The organism is Dyadobacter sp., from assembly GCF_017744695.1.
Lineage (GTDB): Bacteria > Bacteroidota > Bacteroidia > Cytophagales > Spirosomataceae > Dyadobacter.
Map to the genome: position 1 here is coordinate 151915 of NZ_JAGIAS010000009.1, position 21487 is coordinate 173401.

Sequence of the window (21487 nt, forward strand, 5' to 3'; positions counted from 1 at the left end):
TACGCGTAGGTACGTGAGATTTTCCAGTTTCAGCCCATGCTAAAAAAACAAGTTGTCCAGGACGAAACCCAGGAGCGGAAGACTTTTCTGTACTTCACCTGGCTCTATGTATCGGCATTGCTGATCGTGGCGGTGATCTCGATCCTCAGCCAGATCCTGATCCAGCGCTACCTCACCGCCCAGCGCGACGATTCCCATATTATCAATTATGCGGGAAGGTTACGTACTTATAGCCAGACGTTAAGTAAGACGGCATTGCTCATCGAATCGGGCAGGGACGTGGAATCCAATCAGAAGGAGTTTGTCAATACCCTCAAACAATGGCAGAAAGCACACGTGTCGTTGATCAGCGGTAATTCTTTCTTAAATCTTCCTCCCAATAACCGTAAGGAAATCGCCATGATGTACGACATGGTGAAAGATCCTTACCAGGAAATATTGGCCGCCTCGAACAAAATGGTGGCCGCAATGGAAAGCCGTAAGGCCGGTGATTCGCTGAATATCGGGCCTTACGTAAAGAAAATACTCGAATACGAGAAGTCGTACCTGCTGGGTATGGAGCTGATCGTGTTCGACTACGACCGTTTCTGGCGGCAGAAAGTACGTACGCTGAAGGAAATCGAATACATCCTGCTGGGGGTGGTGCTTTTTACGTTGTTGCTGGAAGCGGGGCTGATCTTCTTCCCGCTTTCGATCAGGATCCGTCAGACCATGACCGGGCTGATCGACTCCGAAAACCGCTCCAAGCAGCTGGCCAGGCAGTTGCAGGAAAGCAGTATATCCATTGAAAAATCGCACAAAGAGCTCCGGGAGACTACTTATGCATTGGAAAAAGCCACTTACCTGGTTAAAACCGACCAGGACGGCAGGATCATTTACGCCAACGACAAATACTGCCATGTGACCAAGTACAGCAGCTCCGAGCTGCGCGACCGCCCGCTTTTCTACAATAACCAGGGCGGAAGCGAGAGCATCATTTACAGCCATATCCGCGACCCGCGGCGGCGCACCGAAGTATGGCAGGGAGAAGTGTATGATACGGCATCCGACGGTTCGGGTTTCTGGCTGGATGTGACATTGATGCCCATTATCAACAATCAGGGTGAGTTGTACCAATATCTGGTCGTTTGCAACGACATTACCAAGCGCAAAAACACGGAAAAAGAGCTATGGCTGCTGACCGAGGAGAAAATGCGGCGGCAGGAAACAGAGCAGCACATCCGGTCGCTGTCGATCATTACCGGTCAGGAAAAGGAGCGTGAGCGCGTCGCCGCCGAAATCCACGACGGGATCGGGCAGATGCTGACGAGTCTGCGTATGAAGCTTGAACAGGTTGATGACCGGATGGAACATAAGGACCCGGAAATCCAAAGAGTGAACGAACTGCTGGCGGCGATTATATTTGAGACCAAGCGCATTTGCGCGGACTTGTTGCCGAGCGTACTGGAAGATTTCGGGTTGCGGTCGGCGATCAGGGAACTGGTCAAAATGTGCCGGGAGGCGTCGGATCAGGTCACTTTTTACCTGGAAGAGAACATTAAAGCCGAAGCATTGCCGCGCGAGCTGGAAGTAGGGGTGTTCCGGATCTTGCAGGAATCGCTGAATAATGTGATCAAGCATTCGGGCGCGACGATGGTCGAAATTCACGTCGACAGCGACGGCGAGTTTCTGAATATGATCATTCAGGACAACGGAAAAGGATTTTATTTTGATAACCAATATATTTATTCGCGGGAGAAGTTTCCAAAGGCACACGGCCTGCGGGGCATGAAAGAGCGGGCCGATCTGCTGAGAGGGACGCTTAATATCAGTTCGGAGCCCGGGAAAGGCACCACCGTCCAGCTGGAACTGCCCTTGCATTTATAAACTAACTTCCCACAACAGACAAACGACCCGAAACATGAAAAAAATTGCCGTATTCTTAGTCGACGACCACGAAATATTCAGACACGGTCTCAAACAGCTCATTAGCAATGAACCGGATATGGAAGTGACGGGCGAAGCCTCTTCCGGCGAAGAGGCGATCACCTCACTTGCGCATATACCCGCGGACGTTATCATTATGGATATTCGCATGCAGGGTATCAGCGGGCTGGATACGGGTAAATCGGTCATTAAAGCCAATTCCAATGCGAAGCTGCTGTTTTTCAGCTTATTTGATAATCCAGACTACGTAAGCACGGCGCTCGACATGGGCGCCAGCGGCTACATTTTGAAAGACACAAGCAATAAGATCTTCCTGAATGCGATCCGCTCGGTGCATGCGGGACATTTCTACTTCATCGGCGATGTAACGGACACCGTGGTGCGGAAATATCATGAACAGCGCAATGCTACCGGTGGGGACGCACCGGCTGCGGGTGTCGCCGAAATCGCACTCTCCAAGCGGGAACAGCAGATTATCCGCATGATTCATCAAGGTGTAAGTAATAAGGATATTGCCGAGACGCTCGGCATCAGTATCCGCACCATCGAGGCCCATCGTTTGAACATTCTTCGTAAGTTTCAGGTCAATACGATCGAGGAAGCGATGGAAAACGCCCGCGCCGCTTCATTATTGGTTTAAATAATACTTCAAAAACTTGCAGCGCTTGGATTAGGTAGTTATATTTACGTACGTAATAATACCTAAGTAATTCCGAGCGCTATGCATTTATCTCCCAGAGAACAGGAAAAGCTCATGTTGTTTCTGGCCGGTGAGCTGGCCGAAAAGCGAAAGGCCCGCGGTTTGAAATTGAACTACCCCGAATCGATCGCGCTGATCAGCAGCCGGTTGCAGGAAGCTGCCCGTGACGGACAATCGGTGGCGCAGCTGATGCAGTTTGGCGCTACCATTCTGGCCCGCGAGGATGTCATGGAAGGCATTCCCGAAATGATCCATGATATCCAGATCGAAGCCACCTTTCCCGACGGTACCAAGCTGGTGACCGTGCACAATCCGATACGTTAAAACGCAACAATATGGTACCAGGTGAATACTTTCTGGCGGAGGGCGATATTATAGCCAATCCCGGCCGCCGTACCGAGCAGCTTACGGTAGTCAATACCGGCGACAGGCCGGTTCAGGTAGGCTCGCATTTTCATTTTTTCGAAGCCAACAAGCAGCTCGCTTTCGAGCGCGTGAAGGCATACGGCATGCGTCTGAACATTCCGGCGGGAACGGCGGTCCGTTTCGAACCGGGGGAGGAGAAAGACGTATGGCTGGTAGCGTTAGGGGGCAGTGGCCATGTTTTCGGATTCAATAAGCTTGTAGATGGTCTGCTCGAGGGTAATCAGGACGCAGCGTCAGCCGAAGCATTGAGGAGGGGTTTTAAAAACGAATTGCCATGAGTCTTCATATCAACCGCATTAAGTATGCCAATATGTACGGCCCTACCACGGGTGACCGCGTACGCCTGGGCGACACCGACCTGATCATCGAGATCGAGCGGGACCTTTCCGTGGGCGGGCCGGAAGGCTATGGCGAGGAGTCGAAATTCGGCGGCGGTAAGACGATCCGCGACGGTATGGCGCAGTCGGGCACGGCTGTGCGTGATGACGGCGTGCTGGACATGGTCATTACCAGTGTGATGATCGTCGATCACTGGGGCATCGTGAAAGCCGACATTGGTATCCGCGACGGGCACATTGTGGCGGTTGGTAAAGCGGGCAACCCGGATACCACCGACGGCATTACACCCGGTATGGTGATCGGGGCGGCCACAGAAGTGCATGGCGGTGCGGGACTGATCGCGACGGCGGGGGGCATCGATACGCATATTCACTTCATATGTCCCCAGCAAATAGACCACGCGCTGTTCAGCGGCATCACGACCATGATTGGGGGCGGCACGGGGCCGGCCGACGGCACGAATGCCACGACGGTTACGCCCGGCGCCTGGAATATCCGCAAAATGCTGGAAGCCGCCGAGGCTTTTCCGATGAACCTCGGATTTACCGGAAAAGGCAATTGTGCCGCCGAAGCGCCGCTGGAAGAGCAGGTGAGGGCAGGGGCCATCGGGTTAAAGATTCATGAAGATTGGGGGGCCACACCTGCGGTGATCCATGCATCGCTACGTGTTGCGGACCGGCTTGATATTCAGGTAGCTATACACACCGATACACTCAATGAAGCCGGTTTCCTGGAAAGTACCATGGAGGCCATAGGCGGGCGCGTGATCCACACTTACCATACCGAAGGTGCCGGGGGCGGCCATGCGCCGGATATTATCAAGGCGGCCATGTATCCCAATATCCTTCCTTCGTCGACCAACCCGACGCGGCCATTTACCGTCAATACCATCGACGAACACCTCGATATGCTCATGGTTTGCCACCATCTCGACAAATCGGTGCCGGAGGATGTTTCTTTCGCCGACTCGCGCATTCGTCCGGAGACCATCGCGGCCGAGGATATTCTGCACGACATGGGCGTTTTCAGCATGATGAGCTCCGACTCGCAGGCCATGGGCCGGGTGGGAGAGGTGATTACCCGTACATGGCAGACGGCCGACAAGATGAAAAAGCAGCGGGGCTTCCTGCCGGAGGACAGCCGGGCCGCGAACGACAATTTCCGGGCCAAACGCTATGTAGCCAAGTACACGATCAACCCGGCCATTACCCATGGTATTTCCGAATATGTCGGTTCCATTGAACCGGGCAAGCTAGCCGATCTGGTGCTCTGGAAACCTGCTTTTTTCGGGGTAAAACCGGAGATGATCATCAAAGGCGGCATGATCATCGGCAGCAGAATGGGCGATCCGAACGCGTCTATCCCCACGCCGCAGCCTGTCATATACCGGCATATGTTCGGCGCTTACGGAAAAGCGCTCACGGGTACTTGCATGAGCTTTGTCTCGCAATGCTCGCTGGATGATGGCATTGTGCAGCAATATGGTCTTCAAAAGCTGCTGCGTCCGGTCAGGAACTGCCGCGACATTTCCAAAAAAGACCTGATACATAACGACGCGACCCCACAGATCGATGTGAACCCGGAAAACTATGAAGTGAAGGTGGACGGAGCGCATATTACCTGTGAGCCGGTGTCGGTGGTACCGCTGGCACAGCGCTATTTTCTTTTTTGATAAAAATGACTTTCAACGCATTTGAATATGATTATCAGGGAAAAAGCAGGGCACATTACAGACTACGAAGGCCTGGATATCACGCCCGACTGGCTGGACCTGGAATGGTTTGAAACCCGAAAAAGGATCTTGCATAAGAAGACGAGCCGGGGGCTGGTCGTGTCGATGAAATTCCTCGCCGAATCCCCGGAAATCACGGAAGGTGATGTGCTGTATGCCGATGCGGAATGGCTGATCGTAGCCCGGGTCCTTCCTTGCGATTGCATCGTCGTAAAACCCGGCAGCCTGTTCGAAACCGCTTCACTTTGCTACGAAATCGGTAACAAGCACCTGCCGCTTTTCTTCGAGGATGATGCGTTGCTGGTGCCATTCGAGATGCCGCTCTACCGCCTGCTCACTGCGCAGGGGTATGCCGTGTTGCGCGAAGATCGGAAGTTGCTCCACCCACTTAAGACGACTGTTTCGCCGCATGGTTCGGGCAGTAGCGGCAGCTTGTTTTCAAAAATCATGCAATTGACCAACTCCTGAAATACCAATGGAAATGCGCCTGTTAAATCTGCTGCAACTAAGCGATCCAACACTGCCGATCGGCGGGTACGCGCATTCGGGCGGGCTGGAAACCTATGTACAGTCGGGCATCGTTTGCAGCAGGGACACTGCCTGCGACTACATTCGGCAAATGCTTACCGAAAATATCTGCTATGGTGACGCCGCATTTGCCTCGCTGGCTTATGAAGCGGTTTGCCAAAACGATATCGACGAATGCATTAACCTGGATACCGAATGTGCCGCCCTCAAATTGCCCAGGGAAATCCGCGAAGCGAGCATGAAACTGGGAAACCGGCTATTGAAAGTGTTTCAACCGGTTTTGCAAAACCAGGTGCTCGATCAATACGTAAAAGCCATTCGCGGAAACGCTGCTTCGGGACATTACTGTCTGGCGTTCGGGATATGTGCCGCAGCGATGGGCATTTCCAAGGAAGAAATGCTCACCGGATTTTACTACAACGCAAGCGTGGGAATGGTTACCAATAGTGTCAAAATGATCCCACTGGGCCAGCAGCAGGGGCAGGAGCTTTTATTTTCATTACAACCATTGATAGCGGAGCTGGTGCAAAAAAACATACAGCCCGACCGCGACTTGCTCGGGCTTTGCTGCACCGGGTTCGATATCCGCTGCATGCAGCATGAAACTTTGTATTCAAGACTTTATATGTCCTAAATATGACCCGTAACTATATTAAAATCGGCGTGGCCGGGCCGGTAGGGTCCGGCAAAACGGCCCTTATCGAACGCCTTACCCGGCAAATGGCTTCGGTTTACAGCGTGGCGGTCATTACGAACGATATTTATACCCGCGAGGACGCCGCATTTCTGACCGTCAACAGCCTGCTGCCGCCCGAGCGCATCATTGGCGTCGAAACCGGCGGCTGCCCGCATACGGCCATCCGCGAGGACGCGAGTATGAACCTTGAAGCAGTCGAGGAAATGGCCGACCGCTTTCCCGATCTGGAAATCATATTTATCGAAAGTGGTGGCGATAACCTGTCGGCCACATTCAGCCCAGACCTTGCCGACCTGAGCATTTTTGTGATCGACGTCGCCGAAGGGGACAAGATACCACGGAAAGGCGGGCCAGGAATTACCCGCAGCGATTTGCTGGTGATTAACAAGATAGACCTCGCGCCTTACGTGCACGCGGACCTGGGCGTGATGGAGCGCGACGCGCGCAGGATGCGCAACGGGGCACCCTTTGTTTTCACCAACCTGATGTCGCTCCAGGGCCTGGACCAGGTGATCGGATGGATACGCCGATATGCCTTAATGGAGGAAATCGCCGAGCCAGAGCTGGTGCGATGATAGCCTCCCTGGATGTCACAGCGGCATTGCGCGGCGGACGCACCTACCTGAAAGAGAGTTTTTGGCAACCTCCCTTCAAAATCGCGGATGTTACCGAAGACAGGCGGCGCTCTGAGCTGCATTTAATGCAAATGAGCGCATCGCCGGGCGTGCTGGCCGGGGACCATTACCAGATCGGCATCTGCCTGGAAGAAGGGGCAACTGTTCATTGGCACACGCAGTCCTACCAGCGCCTGTTCAGTATGGCATCGCCGGCGCGGCAGCAGGTGCGGGCGGAGCTGGCTCCGGGCGCATCACTGACTTACCTGCCGCATCCCTGCGTACCGCAAGCCGGGGCCGATTTTCGGGGTGAAAACCGGATATTTCTTTCACCGGACAGCCGGCTGATATGGGGCGAGATCGTAACCTGCGGGCGTAAATTGAATGGGGAGGTATTCCGGTTTTCCAACTATCGGTCGGTAACCGAGGTGTTCCTCGAAGGCAGGCTCGTTTTAAAGGAAAATCTGCGATTGATGCCGCAGCGTGTCAGTCCTGACAGGATCGGGCACCTGGAAGGTTTCACGCACCAGGGCGGCTTGATATGCGTCGACCCGCGGCTGGATGTTGCGGGCCTCGTTCCGCACCTGTCGGAAAGGCTGGCGGCAATTCCCGGTATCGATTTCGGTATTACCAGTCTGCCGGTCAACGGGTTTGCGCTGCGAATGCTGGGGAACCATTCAGAGCGGCTGATGCAGGCGCTCAAAATCACATCAGAGATCATCACAAAAGACGAAATACTATGCAAACCGAGTTTCAGGTATTGATGGCCGCGGCTATCAGCATTGCCTGTCTGCACACACTCAGCGGGCCAGATCATTATATTCCATTCATCGCCTTGTCGCGAAGCAGAAATTGGTCGCTCGCTCGTACGATCGGCTGGACGGTCCTGTGCGGCTGCGCGCATGTGTGGAGTTCGGTACTGCTGGGTTTGGGCGGTGCTGCGGCTGGCTGGTCGCTGAGCCGGATCGAATGGCTGGAAGGCGTCCGGGGAGGTATTGCAGGCTGGATGCTGCTGGGCTTCGGGATTGTTTACGGGATATGGGGCCTGTGGAAAATGCGTGGCGGCTATTCCCACAAGCATTTCGATGCCGGTGATAATGGGGAATTGTATGTGTATGAGCATAATCACAGTCAAGCCGGTGCGCCTGGCGCAGTGGCGCCTGCCGATCGTCACAAGGTTACACCGTGGGTGATGTTCGTCATATTCCTGCTGGGGCCGTGCGAGCCGATGATCCCGCTGCTCTATTTCCCGGCGGCAAAAAGTTCGTGGACGGCCATGGCCACGATGATCGCCGTCTACACGGTATGTACATTGGCGATGATGCTGACGATGGTCCTGCTCGGATTTTTTGGTATTTCAATGTTCCGCCTGTCTTCGCTCGAAAAGTATATGCATGCCCTGGGAGGGCTTACGATCACGATTTGCGGGGCCGGAATGGTGTTCCTGGATTGGTAGGGAGCGTTCTCCGTGGAGTACCGTGCAAGTACTGCATCGGGTTAATCAGATAAAGAGCGAAACTGCGCCCGAACAAAAGCTGCCTTGAATAGGATGCAATAATCATGTCAAATATGAATTTTGCCTTCCATGACGACTACCGCAGATCCGCTGATCCAGATATTATCGGCTTCGGCATTGAAACGGATTTCTGACGGCCGGCCCATTTTGAGTCCTTGCAGCAGTTTGTATTCCGTTCCGGCTTTTACATAACCTTTTTGCAATAGGTAACCTGCCAGGGGTCCCGCGGCACTGCCGGTCGCCGGGTCCTCATCAATTCCGATCCCCGGGTTGAAAAACCGCGCCTGAACGGTGTAACGCGGATCGTTTTCCGACAGGACAAAGCAGTAAAATCCTTCAAAGCCATAATTTTCGGCGATTTGGATCAAAAGCTTTTTGTTAACCGTTGCAGCTTCCAGGGCAGCGATATCCTTCAAGGGCACCATCAAATGTGTGGCTTCGGTCGATACGACGGTGGGGGCGAGGTCATTTGCCAATACCTGTTCGTTGTCCAGGGAAAGGGCCCGGGCGACCTCTTGTTGTGGTACTGCCGCTTTAATAATGGCAGCGCTTTGCCGCATACCAATAACCGGCTTGGCCGGGGTCGAATGATCGACAGTCAAAGTTATGATGTCGTCCTTCATGAGCACATACTGGCTTCCGTGCTGCCCGGCAAAAATATCCTGCCCGTTCAGCAGTGCGGCGGCTACTGCGCCGAGCAAGTTATGCCCTGCGCCACCCACCTCAAATCCGGTCGGTGTAAACGAGCGAACCTTCAAGGCCTTTTGGGAGTAGTAAATAAAAGAGGTTTCTGAATAGCCAAATTCAAGGGCTATTTCCGAGTAGGTTTTTATATCCAGGTCTGATTCCGTCAGTACGACCGCCAGTGGGTTGCCCTTATACCTTACAGCAGAAAAAACGTCGAGTACGTAATAGGGATAGCTTTTCATGAATGCAATATAATCTATAAAGTCTATGGATGACAATCGAAATTAAATTACTTTTCTATGTTCTTTGCCCCATTGGATCATCGAATCAATCACCAGATCAAATGACCGGCAGTATTCGGTAACCTCGTATTCCATTCCCACATACCCTTCGGGATCAGGTTTGCGAACAATAATCCTGTTCATTTCCAACTCGCGCAGTTCCCGACTCAACGTTCTGGCGGTTATTCCCGGCATCGACTTTTTGAGCTGATTGAAACGCATGTTGCCGCGACTCAACGAAAGCAGGATCGGTAATCTCCATTTTCCGCCGACGACGCTCAGCGTGTCTCGAAGGTATTTCAATTCTGCGGCGTAAGGGTAGCTGGGGTCCATTTTGAAAGCGTTTTAGTATCCTTGAATATACCATTTGGCAAGCGTGAGCACTTCCTGTATATCATTGTAGAAAAAAGTGAGATGAAAAATCAGTCAAAAGTAAACATTCAGGATCAGCCTTCTGCGTTTATAGCGATTCACCAGCTTATACAACGGTATACCGATATGATCAATCTGAGAGAGTGGGATGTTCTACCTGAAATTTTTTCTGAAAATGCTATCTGGAAAGCGCTGCCGCCAGTCAATATGCAGTTGACAGGACTAAGTGCGATCTGCGACGGAATCCCGGAAAGCGTCGGCCGGACCGCATTTCTGGTGCAGTTCACAACCGGCGCAATCATCGAAATGCACGATGATTCCCGTGCTTCGGTCCGGTCTCATCTGACAGAAATCGGACGCTTCACAGATACGGAGCAGGATTTCAGGGCTGTCGGGATTTACCGAGATATAGTTATCTGCGAAGACGGGATATGGAAGTTTTACCAGCGCGTCTTCGAGCTGCGGCACCAGCTGGATCACAAAACACCAGGACTGAACCCGCATTTGCCAAATGCCGGTACCGATCGCGCGTGCAGCTAGGGAGCTAACACCTGGTCGAATTTTTTTACCAAATTGGCTGGCTGCTCGCGCATGGCATAATGTCCGCCTTCCATTTTGAAAACCGGCCAGTTCCTGACCCGGGCCCGGTCGACTCCCATTTTATCGGTGCCCGCATTGGTTTGCCCGTTCTTTGTCATGGCTATGAATGAGGTCGGGATGTGCCGCACGGCCGGGTTTGAGATACGCAAAGGTTCCAGGTAAGTTCCAAGTGGTTGCGGTACGTCCATCGGTGGGGACTGGCTGGTAGCCCCGAACGGATATAGGACAAGGCTGTCCCTGACAAATGGAGCGATCATACCGTCCCAGATTTTGCCACATACATCTCTGGCGCTCTCCCCATCGTTGGGCACCATCGCATCCAGATAAATCAGCCGGCTGATGCGGTCCGGCAGCTGTTCGGCCACACCGGATATCACCATACCGCCAAAACTGTGCCCTACCAGTACCACATCGGATAGGTTTTCAAACCTGATGACATTGACAACATCGTTGATATAGGTCGTCAGATTGATCTTCGCATTCGAAAGGTGAACACGTTCCCCCAGCCCGGTTAAGGTGGGCCTGTAAACAAGGTCGCCGCGGGCCGTTAAAATCGAATCCACCCGGGCGTAATCCCATCCACCCGACCATGCGCCATGTACAAGTACGAAGGTCCGTTTCGCGCCGGGCTGTGCCATGCAACAGGTACTTAATAATAGAATAGAGATAAGCAGCAGTTTTTTCATCATATGTTCATTAAGAGTATGATGCGAAATTAGCTACCTTTACTATCGAAAATATAGTTGTTACCTGATGGTAAGTAGTTACCCACAAGTAAGTATCAAGCATGAATAGCTCACAACCTGCATGCCAGTACGAATTAATGGCCGCCCGCGATGCACTTGAAGTGATTCAGGGCAAATGGCGGATTCCCATTGTGATTTCACTGACCTATGGCACCAAGCGTTTCGGCGAACTGCAGCGCGATATTTCCGATATATCGCCAAAGATGCTTTCGCAGGAGTTGAAAGCATTGGAAATAAACCAGATAGTTGTGCGAAAGCTGCACGACAGCATGCCTGTGTCGGTTGAATACTCGCTTACGCCGCTGGGCCTGTCGCTGAAAAACCTTTTGGTAGAACTGCGGCTCTGGGGTAAGCATCTTCGCAGTGAAATCGTTGGCCGGTGAGTGTCACCGTTTAAGTAATTAATATGTTGATAACGGCTTTAAAAACGGAGAGAAAATAAAGGCAGGCTGGATCAGCGACAGTGACTACGAATAGTACGCCCTGGTAGCGCCTGGATGGCAGAATTCATTGTTCGAAGGATTCCTGTACACCATTGAACAGCCCTGTATTCCCTTTTTCCCAGATTTTGGTTAGCTCTTCAACTATCTCCGGATGATCTGCTGCAACATTGTGATTTTCGTGCGGGTCGGTGAGGTGGTCGTATAACTCGACGGTTGGCTGCTGGTTTCTGAAATATTTCGTGAGCCGGTAACGGCGATTTCTAACCGAGATCCCTTTGTTGTAATAGCTGTAAGCGACATTGTCCCAATCCTTTTGACTGCCTTTTTGTAATAGCGGAGCAAAGCTTTTTCCGTCCAATGCCGGAAGTGTTTTCACCCCGCACAACGCCATTAAAGTAGGGTAGATGTCGATGGAGCTTACAATCTGGTCGCGGACAGCGCCACGTTTTGATCCAGGAGTCTTAACGATCAGCACGCTGTTTACGGCCTGTTCAAAAATGGTGTGCTTACCCCACACGCGGTAGTCGCCTAAATGCCAGCCGTGGTCACTCCAGATCACGACAATAGTATTTTTCGCAAGCCCGGATTGGTTGAGCTGATCGAGCACTTTGCCGATTTGGGCGTCAGTATAGCTGATTGCCGCATAGTAAGCATGCCGGAGTTTTTGAGCATAAGCAGGCGAGACCGGTTTTTCCAGTGAGGCTTGCTCCTCACCAGACAGGTATTGGTTGAACTCCCTGCTCGCGTGCAGGCTCGCAGCGTTTGTGTTTTGGGGAATATTGGGAGATGGAGTCAGCGTAATTTTTGACTCGTCATACAAATCCCAGTATTTTTTTGGGGCATTAAAAGGCAAATGCGGCTTGAAAAAGCCGACGCCGAGGAAAAACGGTTCTTTTTTTGCTGCCAATTCTTTCAGCTTTTTAACGGCGAGATCGGCCGTTAGTCCGTCCGGGTAGCCCTGGTCGGCAACCTCTGCCGCTTCATATGGTTTTACCTGACCCTTTTTTGTTTGCCTGTTGCTGCCGTCGGCATAACCGAAAAACGCATTCCAGCCGGTGCCCCATTTTCCGGCATCGAACAGAATTTCATCCCAGCTGTTGGGAAGCTCAGCCTTGTCACTTTTGGGGTCGGTATACCCATACACATAACCATCGGGAGAATGACTGATTTTCCCGATCCCAACCGTATAATAGCCATTGCGCCGCAAATTGTCGATGAACGTCTCGGGCAAATCAGTACGGGTTTTGCCAGCTATACATTGTTCAATAGCTTCATTTTTGATCTCGGTGAGGTTTCGCGGCCGGCGGCCCGTAAGCAGGCTATACCGCGATGCACCACAGGTCGGCTGGGTTACATACTGTCGTCGGAATACAGTCGCATGCTTTGTCAGTCTTTCCAGATTCGGGGCCTGCACCTGAGTGTTACCATATACTTTCAAATCAGGCCGAAGATCGTCAATACAGATAAAAAGGACATTGGGTCTACTGCCCGCAGATTTTGTGGTCGTCTGGGCGGATGCCGTCAAAATTGCTGCGAGTAAGGCCACTCCAAAGACTAACGCCGCACGCTGTGGCGATGTATTCATGATTGCTGCATCTGTTACGTAAACGTTAATCCAAAGGAACGCTATCCAGCTGAATATCCCAGTGAGCATCAAGGATTTCAAAACGGCGCTGTTCCTCCTTTTTCAACTTTTCAAGATCAGGATATAGTGCCTTTTTATATGGTTCGGTCAGGTTGGGATCGAATGCGGCTTCGGCGTTTTTGAAGACGAGCGTGACACGGTAGTCCCACCGGCTTTCTTCGGTCGAATGTAACCGCGGCTTTTCAGCCTTGATCGACAACAGGTCGCCTTTTTCGAGTGCTTTTTTCAGCAAGGGGTAGTGGTTCTTTTTATAAAGGGCGATGAATTCGTCTGCCAGCCCCCATTTAACTTTGTAATAACCTTCGACAGTAAATCCGGCCTGGGCCGTCTGCGCAAAAGTGCAGCTACCGAAGGATCCCACGAAGATGATCAGCAGCATCAGTGTTTTTTTCATAAGTAAGAATTTTTGAAAGGGACGTGTGTAAAGACAGTTAAATTTATTTTAAATGGTTAACTCTATCAAATAAATAGAATATAGTTGTGCAGTGTACCACCTTTGATAAATGCCTGCCTGCACATTGGCCCGGCCGGTGGTAAACTGGCCAACATTATTGATATAGCTGACCGGTGACTTTCGAATTTTCTATCTTTGCATTAAAATCTATTTAAGAGATAGAATAAGTATTTTTAAATGAAACTCAAAGCAATTACACTTGGTGGTCTGTTCGCCGTATCGAATGCCGCTTTTGCTCAGGACAAACCCGTGCTCGTCGAAGGAACTGTCCCCGGCGCAGGTTCGGGGTACGTGTATCTGGAAAAATTCGAGGAAAAGATTTTCTATCCGATCGATTCGGTCAAAATCGAAGGCGGCAGGTTTAGCATGAAAGCTTCGCTGAAACTCCCGGAGCTTTACGGCCTGACGGTCGATAAGAAAAAGGATCCGCTGTTCCTGTTTCTGCAAAACACGAACAAGGTTAATGTCACGCTTGATACCGCTGCGCGTTACCACCAGGCGAAGGTGACGGGCTCGCCTGCGCAGGACCTGTTCGAACAATACAAGGCAAACCCGGATGTGAAAATCGATGAATTCATTAAAGCCAATCCGGCCTCGATCGTATCTGCATATGTGCTTTACCGCAACTTTGCCTACCGCCTTTCGCCGGAAGAAATTGAGCGGAATATTGGCCTGCTCGATGCATCCCTGCACCAGACGCCATACGTGAAAACCTTACAACAGCTGGTTGTGACCCTGAATAAGGTGAGCATCGGAAAGCCGGCAGTTGATTTCACGGCCAATACGCCCGAGGGCAAGCCCGTGAAGCTGTCCGACCGTTTCGGCAAATACCTGCTCGTTGACTTTTGGGCCGCCTGGTGCGGGCCTTGCCGCAAGGAGAATCCTAATCTCGTAAAAGCGTACAAAGCATTTAAGGACAAAGGCTTCGATGTGCTCGGTGTTTCGCTGGATAAGAGCAAGGATGCGTGGATGAAAGCCATCGGGAAGGATGGCCTGGCCTGGACGCAGGTTTCCGACCTGAAATACTGGCACAGCGAGCCGGCAGCACTTTACGGGGTAAGGGCTATTCCTGCCAACTTCCTGATCGACCCTCAGGGTAAAATCATCGGAAAAAACCTGAGAGGAGAAGAGCTGCACAAGAAACTGGAAGAGCTGCTCGGTGCACCCGCCGCAACGGCTGCAAGCAGATAAGATAAAAAGTACCACACCCGCTCCTCGCCAACTTTTAGCATACAATGCCATTTGAAACGGCTCATTAAGCCGATGGGATAACTATGTCCTGTAAGCCATGAATCAATCCAGTAATACTACCCAATACTTATGACCATTAAACTACTCACCTTAGGAGGCCCGAACGCCGGCTCCTTTTTACAAAAATTGAAATGTACATGGCTGATTATCTTTTGCTTTGCCTCCACTTTGCGCGCACAAACCGTGATCCGCGGTACGGTGCTGGACGAGGGCAATCAGCCGGTAGCGGGCGCGACGGTCGCCATCCGGTCGGCAGGAGCAGGGAGCGTTACGGATGTTGAGGGGAAATTCAACATTTCTACCGGCAAAGCGTTGCCGCTTGCGCTTACTGTCAGTTATCTGGGGTTCAAAACCCAGGAAATCACCGTCACCTCTACCCAGGAACCGCTCAATATCCGGTTGGCAGAATCGACCAACCAGCTGGATGAGACGGTGGTGGTAGGTTACACAACATCTAAAAGATCGAGCTACACGGGGTCGGTGGCGGTTGTGAATGCGAAAGACATTGAAACGCTGCAAATAACTACGGTCGGAAAGGCTTTACAGGGCACTATACCGGGGCTGCAATCCATTGCTTCGGCAGGCCAGCCGGGCTCCGATGCGGATCTGTACGTAAGGGGTGTCGGCTCGGTGAATGCTTCGACGGCACCACTGTATGTGGTCGACGGTATACCTGTCGCAGATGCCAATAATCTGAACCCCAGGGATATTCAATCCATTTCGGTATTAAAGGACGCGACGGCAAGTGCGTTGTATGGTTCCAGGGGTGCCAACGGCGTGATTGTGATCACCACCAAATCTGGTTCGCTGAATGCGAAGCCTGCATTCAACTTTTCGGTCAACTATGGCATTACCGGCCGTGCGGTGAAGGATTACAAGTATTTGTCGGCCAAAGATTACTATGAACTGCAATGGGAGGCGATCCGAAACACGCAGCTCGACCAGGGCAAAACCTCAGAAGCGGCCGCCCAATATGCCACCGATTACCTGGTGGACGGTGCATTGAAGGTCAATATTTTTGGCCCCAACTACCCCAAACCCGTTGGGCTTGACGGTAAAGTAGTGCCAGGCGCGACACCGCTTTGGAACGACAACTGGGGCAAGGCCATTTCCCGCCCCGGCGTGCGCCAGCAGTACGACCTGAGTGTGAGCGGCGGGAGTGCGAGTACCAAATACTTCCTCTCGGCCGGTTACCTCAATGAGCAGGGCTGGATCCGCACGTCGGATTTCCGGCGCTACAACCTGCGGACCAATTTGCAGTCTAAAATCAACAAATGGCTGGATGTGGGCGCGAACGTCTCGCTGTCGTCCGGCTTTCAAAAGGCTCCTAACCAAAGCGATAGCAACACCGGCAACTTCGCCAATTTCCAGCGGCTTATCTCCGATATTTACCCTGTCTACGAGCGGAATCCGGACGGTACGTATATTTTGGACGAACAGGGTAATAAAAAATGGGACTACGGCACATGGCGCCCTACAACGGCAGTGAGCGGTTCCAATATCCTGGGTTCGGCCGAGAATGCCATTTCCGGCGAACAGACCGACGCTGTGCTGCTCGGGACGAATTTCACACTCACGTTCGCAAAAGGATTATTCCTGAAAACAACGGCGAATGTGGATTACCGTTCGGTCACCTCGCATACCTATTCGCATTCCTATTACAGCACGGGGGTGATCACCGACGGCGCGGGTTCCGCATCGCGAAGCGCCCGCCGCATCCTTAACTACACGGTGAATAGCTTTTTGAATTATACGGTCAACCTGGGCGGCAAGCATTCGCTCAGCCTGCTGGCCGGGCCGGAAGTGTACGTCAACAACGTTTCCTTCCTTTCGGGAAGCCGTACAGGTTTTCAGGTTTTGGGCAAAACGGAGCCTTCGGCGGGGACGGTCAGCGGCGTGTTTGACGGGACTTCCTCGGACTACAAACTGGCAAGCGGCCTTGCCAAGCTGGATTACGATTACCTGGGACGCTACCACTTTTCGACCAGCTACCGTCGCGACGGCTCCTCGCGGTTCAGCAAGCAGTCGCGGTGGGGGAACTTCTGGTCGGTGGGCGCGGCCTGGAACATCAAGCAGGAAAACTTCCTGAAAGACGTTTCGCACCTGGATAACCTCAACTTGCGCGCGAGCTATGGTGCGCAGGGCAACGACAAAGTGGGGGATTATGCGTACGGAGGGTTCTATTCTATTTACAACAGCCTGGATAAGCTCGGCCTGTTGCCGTCCGACCTTCCCACGCCCGATTTGAAATGGGAAACCAACCTGAACCTGAACTTCGGCGTGGATGTGTCGCTGTTCGACAACCGGCTCATTGCCCAGATCGACCTGTTCGACCGCCGCTCGAAAGACCTGCTGTTCAACAGACCACTCTCGCCGTCCACCGGTTACAGCGGCATCAGCGCCAATGTCGGCTCATTGAGCAACCGCGGGATCGACGGCCAGATCACCGGCGTACCATTCCGCAGCAAGGATTTCACATGGACGGCCACGCTTAACTTCGGGCATTATACCAACAAAATCACCAAACTGCCTCAGAAGGAAATCCTGACGGGTTCGATAGGCCAGTACGGCAATACCAAAAAGCTGGTAGAGGGCGGCTCGGTCTATGATTTTTACATCAAGGAATGGGCAGGCGTAAACCCGCAGAACGGCAAGGCCACCTGGTACAAGGATGTGCTGGACGAGAACAAAAACGTGACTGGCCGGACGACTACCGAAAACCAGACCGAAGCCACGCCGTACTTCCAGGGTAGCTCGCTGCCCGACTTCTATGGCGGCTTCAACAACAGCATTGCCTACAAAAGCTTCGAATTCTCGTTCCTGCTCTCGTACAGTATTGGCGGCAAAGTTTTCGACGGCGACCAGCCGATGATCACGCACCTGGGAAATGCTCCCGGCCGCGCGTGGTCGGAGGAGGCGCTCAACCGCTGGACGCCGGAAAACACCAACACCGACTACCCACGCCTTTCGTACGTTTCCGATGCCTGGAACACCATTCCTTCCACGCGGTTCCTGTACGATGCTACCTATGCACGTCTGAAAAATATTTCGCTCACCTATACTTTGCCACGGGCGTGGGTATCGCGCCTGACGCTCAGTGACGTGAAAATCCGCCTCGTGGGCGACAACATCCTGACGCTCTACGGTCATAAGGGAATGGATCCGGAGCAGACCGTTTCAGGCTCTACCTACTACCGCTACCCGGCGCAAAAATCGTTTTCGGCAGTTCTTAATGTGTCATTTTAATACAACATCTATTTAGTCCATGATACGGAAATTCAGCTCATTAGTCGTTGCGGCAGCCCTGCTAACCTCGTGCAGCGACGAGTTTTTCAATACTTCCCCGGCCACCCAGATCACCACGCCCGAAGTGTTCTCTTCGGAAGCCAATATCGACGCGTTCGTCAACGGGTCGATCCGTTTCCTGCTCGAAAACAGCACCTCCCAGGACAATCCGGGGCTTCCTACCATTTTCCTCACGCATGATGTGATGGGAGAGGACGCGTTCGCCCGCGACGGCCGGTACGGCTTCCGCGATTCGTATCCCTACCGCGACCCGTTCGATAACACTACCCGACGCGCATTGTTTTTCTGGACATTGCAATACAGCTCGATTGACCATGCAAACAACATTATCGCCAATGTAAAAATCGATAATGCCAGCAAGGCGAGCCTGAAACACCTCAAGGGACAGGCCTATGCACTCCGTGCGCACAACTACCTGAACCTGGTGCGGCAATATCAGTTTACCTATGCCAAAGACGCCAACGCCAAAGCGGTACCGGTTTACACCGAGCCCACCACGCCGAATACCGTACCCAAGCCGCGTGCTACCGTGAAGGAAGTCTACGACCTGGTGATCGCCGATCTTACCGAGGCCGAAAAGCTGCTCGCCGGCTTTGAGCGGCCGCAGAAAAACCGCCCTAACCTGAATGTGGTGTACGGATTGTTTGCCCGCGCCTACCTCACACAGGAGAAATGGGAGCTCGCCCGCGATTACGCCGCCAAGGCCCGCGACGGATACCCGATCATGTCGGCTGCGCAGTACACACAAGGTTTCAATGATGTGAGCAACCCGGAATGGATCTGGGGCCACCCGCAAACGCTCACCCAGAACAAGGGCGGCGCTTCCTACATGGCCTACATCGAAACGACCCCTTATGCGACCGATGCGGCCGGGACCAACCTTTACTACGGCTACAACAGCATTATGCCGGACCCGAATTTCATCGCCCTGTTCGACAAGGACGATATCCGCAAATCGCTGTTTGAGATCGCAAAACAGCCCGCCGAGGCATTGTACCGCGGTTACCGTTACAAAAAGTTCAGAAACAAATATCCCAATCACGATGCGCATATCGTGCTGATGCGCTCCTCGGAACAGCTGCTGATCGAAGCGGAAAGCAAAGCGAGGCTCAACAATGTGGCCGCTGCGACGGCAACGCTCAATGAGCTGAGAGCGCAGCGTGGGTTGACGGACTTGTCGGGCCTCGGCAAAGACGCATTGATCGCAGAAATCCTGCTCGAAAGGCGCAAGGAGCTTTGGGGTGAGGGTTTCCGCCTTTATGATATTCTCAGGCTGCAAACCGCGCCGGTCAGAAAGGAGACGACGGAAAAGTTTGTCGATACCCGCGGTGCGACGGTGAGCGTTTTAGGACATTGGATTACCAAATTTCCCGATGGCACACCGTTGGTGCCGAACAGCAAATACTACCTTTTCCCGATCCCGCTCAACGAAATTAATAACAACCCGAACCTGTAAGGGAGGGCCATCCAGCAATTAAACATGAGAATTCCCTTTGTACTATGTTGTCTGATCTCCATTTCCACCTTCGCCCAACGCGACAGGCAGGGGCACACGACCTCAACCAGCGCGCACGAGCACGCACATGTGGACGAAAACGAATTTGCCCACAATCACCTGGACCACATTCAGGCCTACCGCAAAGAAACAGCCTACGTGCACAACCTGCCGCCCGCGCAGTTCCTCGAAGGTATCGGTACCTCCACTTTGAAAATCACGACGAAATCGGAGTTGGCGCAGAAGTACTTTGCCCAGGGCGTAGCACTGCTGCATGATTTCTGGGATTTTGAAGCCTATCGTTCATTCAAAGAGGCGATCAGGCTGGATTCATCGGCAGTAATGCCTTACTGGGGACTGTATAGTGCCATCGGAGCTACCGAAGGGCCTGATTTTGACGACGACAAAAAGCTGGCCGTCAGAAAGCTGAAAACATTGAAAGACAAAGCCAACGAGCATGAAAAGCTTTACGCCGAAGCCATTCTTCTCCGGGATGCGCCCGGCGAGAATAGCCGGAAGCAATACCAGCAAAAGCTCGAAATTATAGTGCACAAATTTCCCGACGACGTTGATGCGAAGCTCTTTCTGGCATTAAGTAAAATGAGCGGCTACGACGTGGACCTGAACCCCCGCGAAGGCCAGATTTACAGCGAATACCTGCTCCGCGACGTGCTCAAATCCGATCCGGACAATGCCGGCGCGCACCATTACTGGATCCATTTGATGGAAAACTGCTGCCCGGAGGAGGCTATTAAAAGCTCCGAACGCATCCGGGTGCTCACGCCAGGCGCTGCGCACATGGTGCATATGCCAGGGCATGTATATTATAAATTGGGCCAGTACCAAAAGGCGCATGAGGCGTTCCTGGAAGCGGTGGCGGTGGACTCTGTTTACATGAAAAAACAAGGCATTCCCGAAGTCGATACCTGGAATTACATTCACAATATCAATTACTTGCTCTCCAACAGCGCCGAGAACGGACATTACAAAACCGCGCTTTATTACGCCGAAAAGTTGCAAAACATGCCGGTGACCAGAGAACGTAAAGCCAAATATGAGGGCCGCTTCTTCTACCAGGGCATTATCGCCCCGGCCAAAATGGAGCTTTGTTTCGGATATTACAAAAAAGCCGCTGACCGTCTGAAACTGATCAACGACAAGGATAGCATATTCAGTGGCAAGGCCATCGGCTACAAGGACGGTCTTTATTATTTCGCGTTGGGTATGGACGCGGTCAAACGCGGCAAGGCGGACGAAGCGAAAAAGTACTCCGACGCCCTCGACGCGCATTTGTTCCGCAACAGCACCCAATCATCTCCTGACGACGTGATTGCTTCCAGAAGGCTCGGCGACTTGAATGTAGCTTCCCTGGAATTGCAGGGCCTTATCAAAAGCCTGGAAAACAATGACGAAGAGGCGATCCGCATCCTGAAAACAGCCCAAAAGAAGGAGCACGACCTTGGTTATAGCGAGCCGCCATCCTACGCCCGGCCCGTGCTGATCAGCCTGGGTGAGGTCTACACAAAAGCGGGCAAATATGACCTGGCTATCCAGGCCTACGAGGAGCTCGCGAAAAAGCGTCCTAACAGCGCCAATGCATTGTGGGGGCTCTATAAAGTTTACAAGAAAAAAGGTGATACAGACAAAGCGAAAGAGCTGGCCGCACAGCTGAACGAAGTGATCAAAAGCGGAGATAAATCGCTTTACCCGCTCTGAGGAATTATTGACG

20 protein-coding genes and 1 pseudogene are annotated in these 21487 nt (G+C 52.5%); 16 read left to right on the top strand and 5 right to left on the bottom strand.

What is annotated here, in order from left to right:
* Positions 1 to 36: 36 nt before the first annotated feature.
* The 10 genes and pseudogenes from J7619_RS27365 to J7619_RS27410 all read left to right on the top strand — a co-directional run bounded on the left by J7619_RS27365 (position 37) and on the right by J7619_RS27410 (position 8418).
* Positions 37 to 1866, top strand: a complete 1830-nt coding sequence (locus J7619_RS27365; protein WP_291206685.1) for a PAS domain-containing protein — start codon at positions 37 to 39, stop codon at positions 1864 to 1866.
* 34 nt (positions 1867 to 1900) lie between these two features.
* Entirely contained in the window at positions 1901 to 2566 is a 666-nt protein-coding gene (locus J7619_RS27370) for a response regulator transcription factor (RefSeq protein WP_291206687.1), read from the top strand.
* A gap of 81 nt (positions 2567 to 2647) precedes the next feature.
* Positions 2648 to 2950: an urease subunit gamma gene (gene ureA, locus J7619_RS27375; RefSeq protein WP_090374003.1), complete on the top strand. Its 303-nt coding sequence runs from the start codon at positions 2648 to 2650 to the stop codon at positions 2948 to 2950.
* Between the two features lie 11 nt (positions 2951 to 2961).
* Positions 2962 to 3267 (top strand): annotated as a pseudogene (gene ureB / locus J7619_RS27380) (urease subunit beta); the annotation flags it as partial.
* 59 nt (positions 3268 to 3326) lie between these two features.
* Entirely contained in the window at positions 3327 to 5063 is a 1737-nt protein-coding gene (ureC, locus tag J7619_RS27385; RefSeq protein ID WP_291206695.1) for an urease subunit alpha, read from the top strand.
* Positions 5064 to 5090: 27 nt separating this feature from the next.
* On the top strand, positions 5091 to 5591 hold the full coding sequence (locus tag J7619_RS27390) for an urease accessory protein UreE (RefSeq protein WP_291206698.1): 501 nt from the start codon (positions 5091 to 5093) through the stop codon (positions 5589 to 5591).
* Between the two features lie 13 nt (positions 5592 to 5604).
* On the top strand, positions 5605 to 6285 hold the full coding sequence (locus J7619_RS27395) for an urease accessory protein UreF (RefSeq protein WP_291206701.1): 681 nt from the start codon (positions 5605 to 5607) through the stop codon (positions 6283 to 6285).
* Positions 6286 to 6287: 2 nt separating this feature from the next.
* Complete coding sequence (gene ureG / locus J7619_RS27400; protein ID WP_291206704.1) at positions 6288 to 6923, top strand: urease accessory protein UreG; 636 nt, start codon at positions 6288 to 6290, stop codon at positions 6921 to 6923.
* Positions 6920 to 7726, top strand: coding sequence for an urease accessory protein UreD (locus J7619_RS27405; RefSeq protein WP_291206707.1), 807 nt, complete (start codon positions 6920 to 6922; stop codon positions 7724 to 7726). The genes ureG and J7619_RS27405 overlap by 4 nt, the downstream gene beginning before the upstream one ends.
* Positions 7702 to 8418, top strand: coding sequence for a hypothetical protein (locus tag J7619_RS27410; protein WP_291206710.1), 717 nt, complete (start codon positions 7702 to 7704; stop codon positions 8416 to 8418). Before J7619_RS27405 ends, J7619_RS27410 begins: the two co-directional genes overlap by 25 nt.
* A gap of 107 nt (positions 8419 to 8525) precedes the next feature.
* Here J7619_RS27410 and J7619_RS27415 read toward each other — a convergent pair whose 3' ends face one another.
* A complete protein-coding gene (locus J7619_RS27415; RefSeq protein ID WP_291206713.1) occupies positions 8526 to 9407 on the bottom strand; it encodes a PhzF family phenazine biosynthesis protein in 882 nt (293 codons plus the stop codon).
* A 42-nt stretch (positions 9408 to 9449) separates the two neighbouring features.
* The gene (locus J7619_RS27420) at positions 9450 to 9779 is read right to left on the bottom strand and encodes a helix-turn-helix domain-containing protein (RefSeq protein ID WP_291206716.1); all 330 of its coding nucleotides are present in this window, start codon (positions 9777 to 9779) and stop codon (positions 9450 to 9452) included.
* 81 nt (positions 9780 to 9860) lie between these two features.
* On the opposite strand from J7619_RS27420, the gene J7619_RS27425 reads away from it, so the two are divergent.
* Positions 9861 to 10358 carry a nuclear transport factor 2 family protein gene (locus J7619_RS27425; protein ID WP_291206719.1) on the top strand — a complete coding sequence of 166 codons (498 nt, stop codon included), beginning with the start codon at positions 9861 to 9863 and terminating at the stop codon, positions 10356 to 10358.
* On the opposite strand, the gene J7619_RS27430 is transcribed toward J7619_RS27425, so the two are convergent.
* Positions 10355 to 11056: an alpha/beta hydrolase gene (locus J7619_RS27430; protein ID WP_291206722.1), complete on the bottom strand. Its 702-nt coding sequence runs from the start codon at positions 11054 to 11056 to the stop codon at positions 10355 to 10357. The two genes, J7619_RS27425 and J7619_RS27430, sit on opposite strands and share 4 nt — an antisense overlap.
* Before the next feature lie 149 nt (positions 11057 to 11205).
* Here J7619_RS27430 and J7619_RS27435 point away from each other — a divergent pair, with 149 nt between their 5' ends.
* Positions 11206 to 11547, top strand: a complete 342-nt coding sequence (locus J7619_RS27435) for a helix-turn-helix domain-containing protein (protein ID WP_291206725.1) — start codon at positions 11206 to 11208, stop codon at positions 11545 to 11547.
* 124 nt (positions 11548 to 11671) lie between these two features.
* Here the strand turns inward: J7619_RS27435 and J7619_RS27440 are convergent, their stop codons facing one another.
* Together J7619_RS27440 and J7619_RS27445 are read right to left on the bottom strand one after the other, a co-directional pair.
* A complete protein-coding gene (locus J7619_RS27440; protein WP_291206728.1) occupies positions 11672 to 13192 on the bottom strand; it encodes a sulfatase in 1521 nt (506 codons plus the stop codon).
* A gap of 25 nt (positions 13193 to 13217) precedes the next feature.
* Complete coding sequence (locus tag J7619_RS27445) at positions 13218 to 13646, bottom strand: hypothetical protein (RefSeq protein ID WP_291206731.1); 429 nt, start codon at positions 13644 to 13646, stop codon at positions 13218 to 13220.
* A 237-nt stretch (positions 13647 to 13883) separates the two neighbouring features.
* On the opposite strand from J7619_RS27445, the gene J7619_RS27450 reads away from it, so the two are divergent.
* The 4 genes from J7619_RS27450 to J7619_RS27465 all read left to right on the top strand — a co-directional run bounded on the left by J7619_RS27450 (position 13884) and on the right by J7619_RS27465 (position 21474).
* A complete protein-coding gene (locus J7619_RS27450; RefSeq protein ID WP_291206734.1) occupies positions 13884 to 14897 on the top strand; it encodes a TlpA disulfide reductase family protein in 1014 nt (337 codons plus the stop codon).
* Positions 14898 to 15026: 129 nt separating this feature from the next.
* Complete coding sequence (locus J7619_RS27455) at positions 15027 to 18203, top strand: TonB-dependent receptor (protein ID WP_291206737.1); 3177 nt, start codon at positions 15027 to 15029, stop codon at positions 18201 to 18203.
* A gap of 19 nt (positions 18204 to 18222) precedes the next feature.
* Positions 18223 to 19719: a RagB/SusD family nutrient uptake outer membrane protein gene (locus tag J7619_RS27460; protein WP_291206740.1), complete on the top strand. Its 1497-nt coding sequence runs from the start codon at positions 18223 to 18225 to the stop codon at positions 19717 to 19719.
* Positions 19720 to 19743: 24 nt separating this feature from the next.
* Positions 19744 to 21474, top strand: a complete 1731-nt coding sequence (locus tag J7619_RS27465) for a tetratricopeptide repeat protein (RefSeq protein ID WP_291206743.1) — start codon at positions 19744 to 19746, stop codon at positions 21472 to 21474.
* Positions 21475 to 21487: the final 13 nt, after the last annotated feature.